We start from the raw sequence: 15,047 nt of genomic DNA, 5'->3' as shown, positions 1-15,047 counted from the left end.
ATAAATAGCAGGAAGAATTCTGGAATTGAAAGATGCAATCTCGCTCCAATCAAATGAAGCGGGAGCTTGTCATGCCAAAAATATGTCTCGTCGGTGCAGGCAGCACCGTGTTTGCACAGAACATTCTCGGTGATGTTCTGTCCACACCCTCCGGGCAGGACTATGTCATCAGCCTGTTCGATATCGATGCAGAGCGCCTGAAAACCTCGGAGATTGTCGCCCGTCGTATCTGCGATGCGCTGAACCTCACCTCCATTCGGATTGAAGCGACACTCAACCGGCGTGACGCGCTGAAAGGGTCGGACTTCGTTATTCTGATGATGCAGGTCGGTGGCTACAAACCTGCGACGGTGACGGATTTCGAAGTGCCGAAAAAATATGGTTTGCGTCAGACCATTGCCGATACGTTGGGTATCGGCGGCATTTTCCGTGGCTTGCGCACCATCCCGGTGCTTGAGGCAATTTGCCGGGACATGGAAGAGGTCTGCCCCAACGCGCTTTTGATGCAATATGTGAACCCGATGGCCATCAATTGCTGGGCCATCAAGGAACTGGCACCCTCAATCCAGACGGTCGGTCTTTGCCACAGTGTGCAGCACACAGCGGGTCATCTGGCCACCTGCCTTGGCGAAGATATTGCCAACATCAATTACGTTTCGGCCGGCATCAACCATGTCGCCTTTTTTCTCAAATATGAAAAGCTGCACGCCGATGGCAGCCGGGAGGACCTTTATCCGCGCCTCAAGGCGCTGGCTGAACAGGGGCGCGTGCCTGAAGATGACCGAGTGCGTTTCGATGTGTTGAAGCGGCTTGGCCATTTTGTCACCGAATCCAGTGAGCACTTCTCGGAATACACCTCCTGGTACATCAAGGAGCGGCAGCCTGATCTGATAGGGCAACTGAACATTCCCCTCGATGAATATATTCGTCGCTGTGAGGTGCAGATTGCCGAATGGCATGCCCTGCGAAGCGAACTGGAGGGGGGCCGGCCGATCGACGTGTGCCGCAGCAATGAATATGCCGCCGGTATCATCCATGCGGCGACAACGGGACAATCGGCCCTCATCTACGGCAATGTTCCCAATAATGGCCTGATTGAAAACCTGCCACCGGACTGCATCGTCGAGGTGCCGTGCCATGTGGACAGGAACGGCATCCAGCCGACCCGCATTGGTCGCATTCCCTCACAGCTTGCCGCCGTGATGAAACTCAGCATCTCGGTTCAGGAACTGACCGTCGAGGCCGCTTTGACCGGCAAGCGTGATCGCATTTATCAGGCGGCACTGCTTGATCCGCACACATCGGCAGAATTATCCCCCGATCAGATCTGGAACCTGGTGGACGACCTCATCGAGGCCCATGGCAACCTGCTGCCGCATTATCACTGACACGGCCAGAGACATTTAAAATCAGGCGGTTGCCCCAATTGAGCACCGCCTTTTTTCTTACCTTGATCGAAAAACGTCAAAAACGATCAGAATCTTGATTGACATTGATCTATTTTTCGGGAAATTTTGAAACATAGAGATCGGCAGGGAGAATTGCAGTGAGCCAAAACGGTGGGGTCAAGACTGATCGACTGGATGAAATCCGTAGCCATCTCTACGCGAATGGTTTTTCAACCATTCAGGATCTGGCCGACGCAGTTGGCGCTTCGCTGGCCACTGTCCGGCGTGATCTTCAGGTGCTGGAACAGAACGGCGTCATCGATCGCGTACACGGCGGTGCACGGATCGCTGAAGGTTCATCGGTCGAAATGGCCTTTCAGGAGCGTGAAAAACGCCAGCTCGCTGCCAAGCGCGCCATTGCCAATGCGGCTTATGAACTACTGTCGCCACGCACTGCAATTTTCCTTGATGCTGGCACCACGGTTCTGCAGCTGGCCAAGCTCATCCGGCTCAATCCAATGCCGCTTCGCATTTTTACCAATGGCCTGATTGTCGCGCAGGAATTCCTCAACATCCCGCATCTTGAGGTCACGTTGCTTGGTGGCCAGTTGCGCAGTGAAAATGCCTCCATGGTCGGCCCGCAGGCCGAGGCAATGCTTGAAACCCTGTGGTTTGATCAGCTGTTTCTCGGTGCAAGCGCCATCAGCCCGGATGGCGCCATCTACAGCGTCGATAGTGCCGAAGCGAGCCTCAACCGCCGCATGCTGACCCGCTCTGCCGATCGTTACGTTCTGGCCGACTCGTCGAAATTCGGCACAACCGCAACCTACAAGGTCGCGCCGTTGACCGATGCCAAACTCATTACCGACGCTGCAATACATGCGGAGTGGCGGAGCAAACTTGCCGAAACAAATGTGCTGACCAGCTTTGCGCCGATCGGAGCCTGATCATGTCTGGCGATCTGATCCTTGGCATTGATGGTGGCGGCAGCAAGGTTCTTGTCGCGCTTGCCGATAGAAGCGGCAAGATTCTGCGCAGCGCTCTCGGTGGCGGCGTCAATCCGATGGACAATCCGGATTGGCGCACAGAACTCGAAAAGACCATTGCGCCGTTTCGAGACCAGGCAAATCTGGTTGCGGTCACCGCCGCCCTGCCCGCTTATGGTGAGGTTGCCGAGCTCTCCCGGCATCAGGAAGAGGCGATCCGCCAGCAATTCCCAACCATTGAAACCACCGTCCTGAATGATGTTGACGCTGCCCATCTCGGCGCCTTTGCCGGAAAACCCGGCATTCTGATCCTGTCTGGCACGGGGTCGATGGCCTGGGCACGGGACGCAGACGGAAACCCGAGCCGTTCGGGCGGTTGGGGTGATGTCATCGGCGACGAAGGCAGCAGTTACTGGATCGGCCGTCTGGCGCTCAACCTTGTCAGTCAGAGTATTGACGGGCGCTGCCCGCCGACCGGTCTGACGGATATCCTGTTTGATCATTTGCAGATCGAACGGGCCGACGCGATGAATGGTCTGGCCGGTTGGGTCAGCACCCTTAAAAGACCGCGTGCCGGCATTGCTGCTCTCTCGCGTCTGGTTGATCTCGCCGCTCAAAACAATGATCGCGCCTCGTTAGACCTGCTCGAGCAGGCGGCTGAAGAGCTGGCAAAACTTCACCGCTCCATTGCCCCACTCTGCGGCAATCAGGCGGAGTGGACTTATGCTGGCGGCACATTTGCCAGCGCCTTCCTGCTGGCTGCTGTCGAGCGCCGTATCGGCAAGGCGGCAACCGCACCAAAACTTCCACCAATCGGCGGACCGCTTCTGGCGGCCGCCCAATCTCTCGGCTGGGCGCTGGATGACGCCTGGCTCGGGCACACCGCCGCATCGGCAAGAGCGGCGATCACGCAGACAATAAATTCAATGCCTCAATAACAACGAAGGATGGGAACATGCGTAGAATTATCTTGTCACTGCTCGCCTCCGGCGCTCTGACAACTGCAGCACCAGCATTTGCACAGGATTCCAAACCACTCGCCGGTCAATCAATCACCGTCTTGATGCCCTCACCACAGGGGCCAAACATTGCCGCAGATTTCGAGGCCGAAACCGGCATTCACGTCGATCTGCAAACTTTGTCCTGGGATGACATCAGACCCAAGCTGGTAACGGCACTGGTGGCCGGCACCTCGCCTGCCGATGTTACCGAATTTGACTGGTCCTGGACCGGACAGTTTGCAGCGGCAGACTGGTACCTGCCGCTGAACGACGTCATTGATGCCGAAACGATCGAAGATATCGGCGTTGCCAAGATTTTCACCGTCGATGGAAAACTGCTCGGCATTCCTTATACCAATGACTTCCGCGTCATGCTGGTCAACAAAAAGCATTTTGCGGATGCAGGCATCACCGAGATGCCCAAAACCCTTGATGCACTGGTAGCGGCAGCAAAACAGCTCAAGGAAAAAGGCATTTCCAACTATCCGGTCGGACTGCCACTTTCGGCCACCGAAGGCGCTTCGACCAGCTGGTATCTGCTGACCAAGGCATTTGGCGGCGAACTGTTCGACAAGGATTTCAATCCGCTTTTCACCAAACCTGACTCGGCCGGTTACAAGGCACTGGCCTTTGAACTGATGTTGCTGAAGGAAGGTCTTGTTGATCCCGCCTCGACGGGCCTCAAAGACAGCCAGATCAATGAAAGCATGTTCTCCCAAGGTCTCACCAGCATCATGATCTCGGGCGAGCCGGGCCGTCTGGGACAGATGAACGACCCGAAACAGTCGAAGGTGGCTGGACAGGTTGAAGCAATTCTGGTGCCGACCGAAAGCGGTGAAACCCGCAGCTTCGGCCTGCCGGAAGCGCTGGCCATTCCCAAGGTCTCCGCCAATCAGGAAGCGGCCATTGCTTTCGTGAAGTGGTTCACCAGCCGTGAATTCCAGAAAGAGAATGTCGAAAACGGCTTTTTGCCCACCCGCACATCCGCCCTTGCCGAGCTGAACAGCGAAGGCAAGCTGAACAGCGGTGATGCGCTGGTGGCACAGTCGAAAACAGTCGAAGCCTTGTTCCCGCAGGGTACACCGCCTTGGTATCCGCAGTTTTCGAGCGGCGTGAACACGGCCATCAACAGTGCGGCCAAGGGTCAGATGACCGTCGACCAGGCCGTTGAAGCCATTGCTGAAGCCGCAAAGCAGGCGATGGCACAATGACAACGATGGTCTCGAGCCAGACTGTCGGGAAAAAGGGTGTCGGCTTTAGCGCCGACACCACCCTCGGCATCCTTCTCGTCTCTCCCATTCTGATTACCATGACGGCGCTCGTGTTTTATCCGATGGGACGAACGCTGTGGGACAGCCTGCACAGGGTCAATCCCATGCAGGCGGGGACGCCCTTTGTGGGACTGGACAATTACGCCAGGATGTTTTCAGACGGGCAGCTTGCGTCCACCTGGGGCAACACGCTGATTTACGTGGTGCTTGCGGTTGTTGCCGAAACGGTGCTCGGCGTGCTTGCCGCCGCCTTGATCAATCAGGTCAAGGTTGGCCGACAATGGATCCTTGCCGCCGTCATTCTTCCCTGGGCACTGCCTGGTGTCGTCAATTCGGTGATCTGGTTATGGATTTACCAACCGGGTGCTGGCCTGCTGAACGGCATTTTGACAGCCATGGGTTTGCCGTTTGAAAACCACGTGTGGTTCAACGACAAAACCAGCGCCATCATTGCAGTAACGGTTGTGCATGTCTGGCGCATGATGCCGCTGACGATTGTCATCGTTCTCGCTGCCATGCAGAGCATACCAAGCCATCTCTACGAGGCTGCCCGCATCGATGGTGCGTCACGCCCGCAGATGTTTACCCTGGTAACGCTACCGCTGGTGCGCAGTGCCATTGCCGTGTCGATGACCAATGCGACGGTCAACGCCTTCAACCTTTTTGACGAAGCCTGGGTGCTTGCCGGCGCCAGTCTCGAAACCCGGCCGATCCTCGTGCAGATCTATCTCGAGACATTCCAGAACCTTCGCTTCTCCTATGGCATGGCGTTGTCGGTAACGATCACCTTCGTTTCACTGCTCGTCTCGCTCATCTACGTCCTTCGCGTCTATCGAAACACAAGGTTCGACTGATGAAACCCTCAATCCTTTATCGCCTGTTGACCTGGTCTGGTGTCGCGGTGCTGCTGGTCTGGTCGCTTGGTCCAATTTACTGGACAATCGCCAGTTCGGTCACCCCGACGGAAGATTTCTCCGCAAGGCCAATCAACTTCTTCCCGCAGAACTTCACACTGGATCACTATGCGCGGCTTCTCGGCATCAATATTTCCCGCATTGGCGGGGTGGAGGTCTGGAAACAGTTCCGTGCCGCCCTGTTCAACAGCGTCATCACGTCGGTGGCTGCCACACTGCTTTGTGTCGCGATTTCCGCTCTTGGTGCCTATGCCTTCACACGCATGAAGTTTCCCGGCCGGCAGGTGCTGTTTGGTGCCGTGGTCGCAACCCTTGCCATCCCGGCTTATGCCGTGCTGATCCCGCTTTATCAGATCATGATCACGATGCGGCTGGTCGATACCTATGTCGGCGTGGCGCTGATCTATGTCTCGGCCTACCTGCCCTTATCTCTCTGGCTGTTGCGCAGCGTGTTTGATGCCCTGCCAATCGCGCTTGAAGAAGCAGCCCAGCTTGATGGTGCCGGTCGTCTGTTCATCTTCTTCAATATCGTTTTGCCACTGGCAGGACCGGGGCTGACGGCTGCGGCCATCCTCACCTTCCTTGGCGCCTGGGGCCAGTATCTGGTGCCGCTGATCTTCTCGCCACAGGCCACCAAACCCCTGACGGTTCTGATCCCTGAATTCGTCACCAAGAACTTCATCGACTACGGGCTGATTACCGCCAGCGGTTCCATCGCAATCATTATCCCTGCCCTCGTCGTCATCTTCCTCAATCGATACCTCGTCAGCGGTTTGCTGGCTGGTTCGGTCAAATAACTGGAGCCATCATGAATACGACAGAAACCGTGATTTTCGAGCAATTCCCCTATTGGGAAAAGGCCATCGGCTCGAATGGCGCGACCGAGAAGCAGGAGCTGCTCGTCTTTGTCGGCTGCGGAACGTCCTATTATCTCGCTCAGACATTGGCGTCTTATGCCAATGGTGCCGGCCGCAAGGCCATTGCCGTGCCTGGTGCCGAATGGCTGAACCGCCCGGCATTTTTCTGGCCAGACTGGACCAAGACCCATGTGGTCGCCATTTCGCGCAGTGGTGAAACGACGGAAACGGTTGCCGCAGCCAAGAACAGCCGCGCCAATGGCGCTTTCGTCACCGGCCTGACGGTTGAGACGGAAAGCTCGCTTGCGAAAAACTGCGACCAGATCGTTGCATCGAAAACCCACCCGTCCGAGGGCATCGTGATGACCGCGTCGGCAAGCCTGATGCTGTTGCTTGGCCTGCAGATGATCGGTCAGACCATACCGGCATCCGTGCCGGCAGTGGCACAACAATTGGCGCAGGCGCTTGACGCATCGCTGTCCACGCATCTGCACAAGCGGTCCCATGTGGTGTTTCTGGGCGGCGGCCCGCTTTACGGCATCGCCTCGGAAGGCGCACTCAAGCTGATGGAAATGAGCCAGGTCATGACCCAGGCGTTCCATCCGCTGGAATATCGCCATGGCCCGATCAGCCTTGTTGATGAAAAAACCGCAGTGGTGATGCTCTACAGCGCCGATCAGAAGGACGCCGAAAGCAAGCTGGTCAAGGAACTGCAGGACAAGGGTGCATTTGTTATCGGTCTGGGTGGACCGGGCGATCTGGCACTTGGCATCGATGTTGGTCTTGAGCTTACCGGTCTGGTGGTCCTGCCTGCCCTGCAGATTCTGGGTGAGCGTGTCGCGCAGTCTCATCAGCTTGACACGGTATCGCCACGCCACCTGACAAAAGTCGTGATGCTGGCATGAGCACCCTACTCGATCAAAACCGGCAGGTTGCGCTTGGAAAACTGTTTGCACCGCGAACGGTTTCCCTGCCGCGCGGCATCACCTCCGTCTGCTCTGCCCATCCGCTGGTCATTGAAGCTGCACTGCTGCGCGCTGCAAGAGAAGATCAGGCCGTCCTGCTTGAGGCAACCTGCAACCAGGTCAATCAGGAGGGTGGATACACCGGCATGACGCCCAAGGATTTCCGCCAGTTCGTGGAAAAGATTGCGGCTTCTGTCGGCTTCCCCGTCGATCGCATCATCCTTGGTGGTGACCATCTTGGCCCCAATCCCTGGCGCAAGCTGCCGGCGGACGAGGCGATGGCACGTGCCGAAGCCATGATCACGGCCTATGTCGATGCCGGTTTTGAAAAACTGCATCTCGACACATCAATGGGCTGCGCAGGTGAACCTGTCGCCTTGGCCGATGATCTGACGGCTGCACGTGCCGCCCGTCTGGCAAAGGCGGCGGAAGAAACCGCAAGCCGGATTGGTGGCAAATCGCCGGTCTATATCATCGGCACGGAAGTGCCGCCGCCAGGCGGTGCCACCCATGCGCTGGATGACATTGAACTGACCCGGCCGGAGGCGGCACTAAGAACGCTTGCGGTCCATCAAGCCGCCTTTGCCGCGGTCGGTGTCGAGGCGGCGCTGGAGCGGGTCATCGGCATCGTTGTTCAGCCCGGTGTCGAATTCGGCAATGAAAATGTGGTGCTCTATCGCCCTGACCGGGCGCAGGGTCTGATTGCTGCACTCGGCAAAATGCCCGGATTGCTGTTTGAGGCCCATTCCACCGATTATCAGCAGACGGCGCAGCTGTCGGAATTGGTGGATGGCGGTTTCGGCATCTTGAAGGTCGGTCCGGGCCTGACCTTTGCCTTGCGCGAAGCGCTTTATGGTCTTGATGCCATTCGCCGGGTGCTGGCACCATCGGTGCAAGGGTCAAGCCTGCCTGAGGTGATGGAAACCGTCATGCTGGACACGCCAGAACACTGGACCGGCCACTATGGGGGGCCCGCCGCAGACCAGAAATTGCAGCGTCACTACAGCTACAGTGATCGCATCCGCTATTACTGGCCTGACACTCGGGTGTCTGCCGCCGTCGAAGAGCTGTTTGCGCAATTGCCGGCGACCATTCCCGAAACGCTGATCAGTCAGCATCTTGGCCGCATCTATCCGGATGTCGTTGCAGGGCGGGTCAAACCGTCAGCGCGTGCGCTATGTCTTGCAGCGATCGATGCAGCTCTATCCCCCTATTCACACGCAACGGCTCATCGATAGGCCGGCCTGACGCCGCCACGATAACGTTCAGATCAAATCCCATTTGCCGGAGGCCAGGATGGCGTCAGTAACTGTCAAGAATGTTCGCAAGAACTATGGGCACTTCGAAGTGCTGCATGGCGTTGATATCGATATTGAGGATGGCGAGTTCGTCATTCTCGTCGGCCCCTCCGGCTGCGGCAAGTCAACCTTGTTGCGCATGATTGCCGGTCTGGAGGAAATCTCCAGCGGCGATATCGCCATCGACAACAAGGTGGTCAACAATGTCGAGCCGAAGGAGCGCGACATTGCCATGGTCTTCCAGTCCTACGCGCTTTATCCGCATTTGACGGTTGAGGCGAATATGGGTTTTTCGCTGCGTCTCGCAAAGGCACCCAAGCAGGAAATCCGCGAACGTGTGCGCCAGGCTGCACAAATTCTGGGCCTTGAACATTTGCTGGACCGTTATCCACGCAACCTGTCGGGTGGCCAGCGCCAGCGTGTTGCCATGGGCAGAGCCATCGTGCGCCAACCGCAGGTCTTTCTGTTTGACGAACCTTTGTCCAATCTCGATGCAAAGCTGCGCGTGCAGATGCGGTCTGAAATCAAACAGCTGCATCAACGCCTGAAAACCACGACCATCTATGTCACGCATGACCAGATCGAAGCGATGACGATGGCGGACCGGATTGTTGTGATGCGTGACGGTTATGTCGAACAGATCGGCTCACCGCTTGAGCTTTACGACCGGCCTGCCAATCTCTTTGTTGCGGGTTTCATTGGTTCTCCGGGCATGAACTTCATTCCCGGCAGCATCTCTGCGAATGATGCATCGGTGTTCGTGACAAAAAACGGCGTCAAGCTGCCCCTGCCCGCCGGCTATTCTCCCGCCTCCGGCCAGAACCTTGTCTACGGCATTCGCCCGGAAGATCTGGTGATCCGCGATGGTGGCGTGAACGCTGAAGTCTCGTTGATTGAGCCAACCGGTGCAGAAACCCAGATCACCGCCTTGCTCGGCGAAACCCCGGTCATTGCCTCGATCCGTGACCGTTTCGATATCGATCCTGGTGACACGATCTCACTTGGTATCAACCTCGCCAAGGTCCATCTGTTTGATGCGGCAACCGGTCAACGGATCATGCAATAACCTGAAAAGGGCTGGCAGCTGATAACAAGGGCGGAATGTCAAACCGCCTTTGTCCAAAATCTCCACCCAATTGAAACCGTGGCACGGTCTGACATCGTTGATGCAAGAATATCACGCCTCAATAAGAAGAGTAAAATTGTCAGATTAATACAACCTGAGACACTGGATCACATATCAGCGCTGTTCTACGACGTATCCATTACGGCATTCGATCCACTGAAACGCAGGCCACATGACAATCGATTTCGTCAGATTGCTGGATTCCTTTGTGCGATTACGGCCCCAGCTGATCTCATTTTCGCGCAAGCGGCGCATGGACCACAGCCTGGCAGAGGATCTTGTCCAGGACACATGGATAAAAATCCAGACCGCCCCATCTCAAGGTGCGATCAACAATCCAGCGGCTTTTATCCGGACAACCGCCAATAACACCACGACCGATTACGTTCGAAAGGTGCGGCGCAGAAAGGACATTGACGCCGAGATCGAGGACATTCTTGGCGACAGCAGTGACGATATTACGCCTGAGCGGACGGTCATGGGGCGCCAGACCTTGCGCGCAGTGACTGACACGCTGAACCAGATGCCCGAACGGACGCGCCGGATCTTTCTCATGAGCCGGGTCGAAGGCTACACACACAAAAGCATTGCCGAAATGGAAGCGATCACCGAAGAAGCCGTCTATTATCATATCAGGCGCGCACTGGAGCGGTTGGCGGTGTTGCGGGATACTCTTGACTATTAAGCTTTTGACTTGTGATCAAACGGTAGCGCACTCTGATCGGTTGTGTGATATGGGCCTGTTCATGCATGCTTCGTTTGTCGCGACAATGGTGGTTTCTATTTGAATGGTCGATTACGACAGGGACACATCTGAACGTCATCGCGCTGAACTCGACGCACGAGACTGGCTCGTGCGACTGACGTCCGGTACGCTGAGCGAGCCGGAACTGGAACGGTTCAAGGCGTGGCGAGACTGTCGCCCCGAGAACAAGGCTGCGTTCGAACGCGAGCGGCGGTTCTGGAACCAGATGCAGAACCTCGAGGGCGCACCGGCGCGACACTCCGCTCGACAAGCGGCTCGCCCATCCACATCAATGACACGCCGCGCCATCCTGGGTGGCGGCGCTGCGACCCTTGCTGCCTCTCTTGCGCTCGTCACCGCTCCAAGGGCTAAACTCTGGTGGAGTTCAGACTACATTGTGCCAACCGGTGGCCTGACAGAAATACCGCTGCCAGACGGAACGATGGCGGCCTTGAATTCCGGCAGTGCGTTGAAAATCGATTTCCGCGATGATCTCAGGCTCGTTCATCTCCTGCAAGGCGACGCGGAGTTCAGCATTGCGTCCTCATCCAACGCCATCCCGTTTCGCGTAGCATCGAACGGCGGCATCATTGACAGCCTTGATGCGCGGCTGTTGATCAGCAGTCTGGATGACACAACGACCGTATCTGTTGTGACAGGGGAAGCCAGCGTTGCCAGCCCCGCTGTTCCCGAAGTCAGGGATGTGGCAGGGCTGACACTGGTGGACCTCGCTGACGCGCAACAGACCAGCTACCTCTCAGGCATGTTTCCAGGCACCGTGTCGAGCGCCGATATCGAGATGGTTCTGGCCTGGCGGCAGGGAAAAATCATCTTTGAGGGGAAACCCTTTGCGGCTGCCATCAACGAGCTTGCTCGATATGTTTCAGAGCCTGTCCTGCTGCGGCCGGGGATCAACCATTCGATACAGGTCAGCGGCGTATTTTTGACACGCGAACCCCTTGCCGCGCTGCAGGCGGTTGCACGGACACAAGCTCTCACAGTGCGCCGTATTCCCGGCGTGGCTATCGTGATTGCCTGATCACAGAAAAAATTCTGAAAACCTGTTTAGGTAAAACCTTCGCTCAGCCGTCAACAATCCGAGAATGCCAGAAATCTGGCGCTCTGATGCGAATGATAAGCAGGGGCAGAACATGAGCGGGACTGACAGCGCAAGACACAAAAACAGCCGGAGTAAACTTCTCCGCGTTCTGATGACGGGAGCGGCACTCGGATTGTCGGGCACCGGCCTGATTTGGCCCACGGCATCGGCATTTGCACAATCAACGCAAGTCGTTGAGTTCAATATCCCCTCAACGGCCATGAATATTGCGCTTCGTCGTTTTTCCGAACAATCGGGCGTGCAGCTTGCGTATCAGACATCGGTCGCATCCAATGCCATCGCGCCGGCAATCAAGGGTCGCTTGACGGCAGAAGAGGCGCTGTCGGCACTGCTTGCGCGTTCAGGACTGCGATACACATTCACCGGCAGTCGGGCCGTTACGATCATCGGTGCTGGCTCCAACGCCGCCACGGTGGACGCGGCCGGATCGACTGTCCTGTCTCAGATTGTCGTAGATGGCGTGGGTGACGCCTTTGGTCCTGTAGACGGTTACCGCGCCGACACGTCTTCTTCGGCGACCAAAAGCGATACGCCTGTCATCGAGACACCTCAATCGATCAGCGTGGTCACGGCAGACCAGATTGCCAACCAGCGGGCGACGTCGCTGGCGGATACGTTGAGCTATACCCCTGGCATAACGACGCAATCCGGCGGCTTCAGCCGCATGGTCGATGACTTCATGATCCGTGGTTTCAACACGGCCAGCGGCAATACCGGCAATCTTCGCGACGGGCTCAAATTCCAGTCCAACGTTTATGATGGCGGCCAGGAACCTTACGGGCTTGAACGTGTCGAGGTCATGCGCGGCGCATCCTCTGTTCTTTACGGGCAGGTCGCACCCGGTGGCATTGTCAACGCAATTTCGAAGCGACCGACAAAAGACGCCCTTCGCGAGGTCAATATCGAATATGGCAGTTACAACAAGAAACAGATTTCGGCAGACTTCGGCGGCCCGGTCGATGATGAAGGAATTTGGAGCTACCGCCTGACCGGGCTTTTGCGCAAGGCGGACAACTGGGTCGACAAAACGCCTGACGACAAGGTCTACATCGCCCCTGCCCTGACCGTGCAGCCGGATGATGCCACGGCATTGACGCTCCTTGCGAGCTATCAGCAGGTCAAGACCCGCTTTGCACCACCGTATTTGCTCTCGGACATCACATCGGGTTGGCTCGACCGCGATACGTTCACGGGCATTGACAACTTCGACACCTACAAATCGGACATCTACACGATTGGCGGCCAGTTTGAACACGAGTTCGACAACGGTCTGCAGCTGCGCAGCTCTGCACGCTATTTCCAGGCAGATGTTCAGTGGGACTACATGATGCCAAACGTCAAGGCAATCAGCGCAGGCGGTGTCATGGAGCGTCTGGCCTCGGCGCGCGTCGAAACGTCTTATGGTATCACCTCGGACAACTCTCTCGAATATGAGTTTGATGCCTTGGGTGCCCAGCACACCGTGCTGGCAGGATTTGACTATTATCGCAGATCCTACGACAGCCATCGTTACCGTGGCGCGAGCTACAGCACACTTGATTTGGCAACGGGTGTCAGCACCGGGCTGCCCAATGTCAGTTACGCAGTCGACCGAGGCTCCGATAGTGTCGGCGATCAATATGGCATCTATCTGCAAGACCAGATCAAATTTGACGATCACTGGGTGCTCTTGCTGGGTGGACGCCATGACTGGGCAGACTCATCGACCCGCAGCTACCAGAACGGTTCGATCGTGGAACAACGCGATACTGCCTTTACTGGAAGAGCTGGCCTCGTTTATCTTTTCGACAACGGCCTGGCCCCCTATGTCAGCATCAGCCAGTCGTTTCTTCCTCAGGTTGGGTCCGACTACATCACCGGCAATGCTCTGAAGCCCAACGAAGGTCTCCAGTATGAGGCCGGCGTTCGATATCAACCGCTCGGCACCAACCTCCAGTTCAGCGCAGCGGTCTATGATCTGACGCAGGAGAATGTTGTCTCCTACACCTCCACCGGTCTGGCCTATCAGCAAGGCGAGATACATTCGCGCGGACTTGAACTGGAAGCACGCGGAGACATCGGGCACTGGGGTGTTGTCGCCGCTTATACATTCACCGATGCCGAGATCACGCAAAGTGCCAAGCCGGCAGAGATCGGACAGCAGGTTGCGCTGGTTCCCAGACACACTGTCTCCCTTTGGGCAGACTATGGACTGGACGATTTCGGTCTTGAGGGAATTCGCGTGGGCGGTGGCATGCGCTATGTCGGTGAAACCAATCTGACCGACAATACCGCAAATGTGCCGGGTTACGTGATGTTTGATGCGATGGCGAGTTTTGACCTCGGCAAGTTCAATGAGGAGCTCGATGGACTTGATCTGAAACTCAACGCGCGCAACCTCTTCGACAAGAAATATTACACCTGCGTTGCAAGTGACGGGTGCCGGTTCGGGGAACCGCTGACGGTATCAGCGACGTTATCCTACAAGTGGTAGACCCCATTTTAGTCAAAAGACGAACCCTCCTGCGGGCAGCACTGTCTGCCCCGGGAGCCGTTGTTTTTCCCGGATTTTCCCTGGCGCAGCCCTCATTGGAGCGGCTGGTCAGCATGGACTTGCTGATAACCGAATTGCTGCTGACAATAGGCGCTGTCCCAGTCGCAACGTCAAACATTCCTCTTTACCGCCGCCTCGTTGCCAGCCCCGAGATGCCGGACAGCGTCTCTGACCTTGGCCCGCTCAACGAACCCAATCTCGAATTCCTGCAGCGCTTATCCCCAAGCCGCATTCTGGTGGCGGACTGGCAGGCACCCAATCTCGAGACGGCCTCGCGCATCGCTCCACTGACAGCGATCCCCGTTTTCGCAGGTAAGACGCCAGCGATCACGCATTGCGAAACGCTGATCAGAAATCTCGGTGATTTGACCGGGCGCAGGGTTGAAGCAAACAAGGCCGTTGAGGCGATGCGAGACAGGATTGAAGAAACGCGCAACACATTGACGTCGTTTGATCGACCGGTCTACGTGTGCCGCTTCAACCGTGACGGACGCAATCTTGCGATCTTCGGTGGCAACGGCCTCCTGGGAGACATGCTGAACCGCGTGGGGCTTCGAAATGCATTCACGGGTCGGGTGAATGCTGCAGGGGTAACAAATGCGCCGCTCGCGCGTCTGGCGGAGGAGCCGGATGCCGTCATCATACATTTCGACCGTGGCCAGGAAACGGATGTTGCCCTGCAACGGCTGGAAAATGGCGCGCTGTGGCATGTGCTTCCCGCCGTCAAAAATAACCGCGTTATCCGAATGCCCGTGATTTATCCCAATGGTGGCATACGTTCAGCCGAACGTTTTGCCACCCAACTGGGGCTGCAACTGATGTCAGTCACCAATGGCTGAAATC

13 protein-coding genes are annotated in these 15,047 nt (G+C 56.8%); all 13 read left to right on the top strand.

The genetic code is table 11. The annotated features are described in order from the left end of the window. Positions 1-71: 71 nt before the first annotated feature. The 13 genes from RT613_RS06005 to RT613_RS05945 all read left to right on the top strand — a co-directional run bounded on the left by RT613_RS06005 (position 72) and on the right by RT613_RS05945 (position 15,043). On the top strand, positions 72-1,388 hold the full coding sequence (locus RT613_RS06005; RefSeq protein ID WP_313613751.1) for an alpha-glucosidase/alpha-galactosidase: 1,317 nt from the start codon (positions 72-74) through the stop codon (positions 1,386-1,388). Between the two features lie 158 nt (positions 1,389-1,546). Next, the gene (locus RT613_RS06000) at positions 1,547-2,335 is read left to right on the top strand and encodes a DeoR/GlpR family DNA-binding transcription regulator (RefSeq protein ID WP_313613749.1); all 789 of its coding nucleotides are present in this window, start codon (positions 1,547-1,549) and stop codon (positions 2,333-2,335) included. Positions 2,336-2,337: 2 nt separating this feature from the next. Further along, positions 2,338-3,312: an N-acetylglucosamine kinase gene (locus tag RT613_RS05995; protein ID WP_313613748.1), complete on the top strand. Its 975-nt coding sequence runs from the start codon at positions 2,338-2,340 to the stop codon at positions 3,310-3,312. 17 nt (positions 3,313-3,329) lie between these two features. Then, the gene (locus tag RT613_RS05990; RefSeq protein WP_313613747.1) at positions 3,330-4,586 is read left to right on the top strand and encodes a sugar ABC transporter substrate-binding protein; all 1,257 of its coding nucleotides are present in this window, start codon (positions 3,330-3,332) and stop codon (positions 4,584-4,586) included. Beyond that, on the top strand, positions 4,583-5,500 hold the full coding sequence (locus RT613_RS05985) for a sugar ABC transporter permease (RefSeq protein WP_313613745.1): 918 nt from the start codon (positions 4,583-4,585) through the stop codon (positions 5,498-5,500). Before RT613_RS05990 ends, RT613_RS05985 begins: the two co-directional genes overlap by 4 nt. Further along, on the top strand, positions 5,500-6,357 hold the full coding sequence (locus RT613_RS05980) for a carbohydrate ABC transporter permease (protein WP_313613744.1): 858 nt from the start codon (positions 5,500-5,502) through the stop codon (positions 6,355-6,357). The genes RT613_RS05985 and RT613_RS05980 overlap by 1 nt, the downstream gene beginning before the upstream one ends. Before the next feature lie 11 nt (positions 6,358-6,368). Next, positions 6,369-7,322, top strand: coding sequence for an SIS domain-containing protein (locus tag RT613_RS05975; RefSeq protein ID WP_313613743.1), 954 nt, complete (start codon positions 6,369-6,371; stop codon positions 7,320-7,322). Further along, entirely contained in the window at positions 7,319-8,620 is a 1,302-nt protein-coding gene (locus RT613_RS05970) for a D-tagatose-bisphosphate aldolase, class II, non-catalytic subunit (RefSeq protein WP_313613741.1), read from the top strand. Before RT613_RS05975 ends, RT613_RS05970 begins: the two co-directional genes overlap by 4 nt. Positions 8,621-8,678: 58 nt before the next feature. Beyond that, a complete protein-coding gene (locus RT613_RS05965) occupies positions 8,679-9,746 on the top strand; it encodes a sn-glycerol-3-phosphate ABC transporter ATP-binding protein UgpC (RefSeq protein ID WP_313613740.1) in 1,068 nt (355 codons plus the stop codon). A gap of 232 nt (positions 9,747-9,978) precedes the next feature. Then, entirely contained in the window at positions 9,979-10,491 is a 513-nt protein-coding gene (locus RT613_RS05960; protein WP_313613739.1) for an RNA polymerase sigma factor, read from the top strand. A gap of 103 nt (positions 10,492-10,594) precedes the next feature. Continuing rightward, complete coding sequence (locus tag RT613_RS05955) at positions 10,595-11,590, top strand: FecR family protein (RefSeq protein WP_313613737.1); 996 nt, start codon at positions 10,595-10,597, stop codon at positions 11,588-11,590. Between the two features lie 112 nt (positions 11,591-11,702). Next, positions 11,703-14,144, top strand: a complete 2,442-nt coding sequence (locus RT613_RS05950; RefSeq protein WP_313613735.1) for a TonB-dependent siderophore receptor — start codon at positions 11,703-11,705, stop codon at positions 14,142-14,144. A gap of 113 nt (positions 14,145-14,257) precedes the next feature. Further along, positions 14,258-15,043 carry an ABC transporter substrate-binding protein gene (locus RT613_RS05945; protein WP_313613733.1) on the top strand — a complete coding sequence of 262 codons (786 nt, stop codon included), beginning with the start codon at positions 14,258-14,260 and terminating at the stop codon, positions 15,041-15,043. Positions 15,044-15,047: the final 4 nt, after the last annotated feature.

Source organism: Agrobacterium sp. (assembly GCF_032092815.1).
In the GTDB taxonomy this organism is placed as follows: domain Bacteria; phylum Pseudomonadota; class Alphaproteobacteria; order Rhizobiales; family Rhizobiaceae; genus Agrobacterium.
This window is presented reverse-complemented; position numbering and strand designations above follow the sequence as displayed.

Coding starts and splice junctions, on each gene's coding strand:
- RT613_RS05960 (WP_313613739.1), top strand. CDS start 9,979: ATGACAATCGATTTCGTCAGATTGCTGGATTCCTTTGTGCGATTACGG.
- RT613_RS05985 (WP_313613745.1), top strand. CDS start 4,583: ATGACAACGATGGTCTCGAGCCAGACTGTCGGGAAAAAGGGTGTCGGC.
- RT613_RS06005 (WP_313613751.1), top strand. CDS start 72: ATGCCAAAAATATGTCTCGTCGGTGCAGGCAGCACCGTGTTTGCACAG.
- RT613_RS05980 (WP_313613744.1), top strand. CDS start 5,500: ATGAAACCCTCAATCCTTTATCGCCTGTTGACCTGGTCTGGTGTCGCG.
- RT613_RS05945 (WP_313613733.1), top strand. CDS start 14,258: ATGGACTTGCTGATAACCGAATTGCTGCTGACAATAGGCGCTGTCCCA.
- RT613_RS05955 (WP_313613737.1), top strand. CDS start 10,595: ATGGTCGATTACGACAGGGACACATCTGAACGTCATCGCGCTGAACTC.
- RT613_RS05950 (WP_313613735.1), top strand. CDS start 11,703: ATGAGCGGGACTGACAGCGCAAGACACAAAAACAGCCGGAGTAAACTT.
- RT613_RS05970 (WP_313613741.1), top strand. CDS start 7,319: ATGAGCACCCTACTCGATCAAAACCGGCAGGTTGCGCTTGGAAAACTG.
- RT613_RS05975 (WP_313613743.1), top strand. CDS start 6,369: ATGAATACGACAGAAACCGTGATTTTCGAGCAATTCCCCTATTGGGAA.
- RT613_RS05995 (WP_313613748.1), top strand. CDS start 2,338: ATGTCTGGCGATCTGATCCTTGGCATTGATGGTGGCGGCAGCAAGGTT.
- RT613_RS05990 (WP_313613747.1), top strand. CDS start 3,330: ATGCGTAGAATTATCTTGTCACTGCTCGCCTCCGGCGCTCTGACAACT.
- RT613_RS05965 (WP_313613740.1), top strand. CDS start 8,679: ATGGCGTCAGTAACTGTCAAGAATGTTCGCAAGAACTATGGGCACTTC.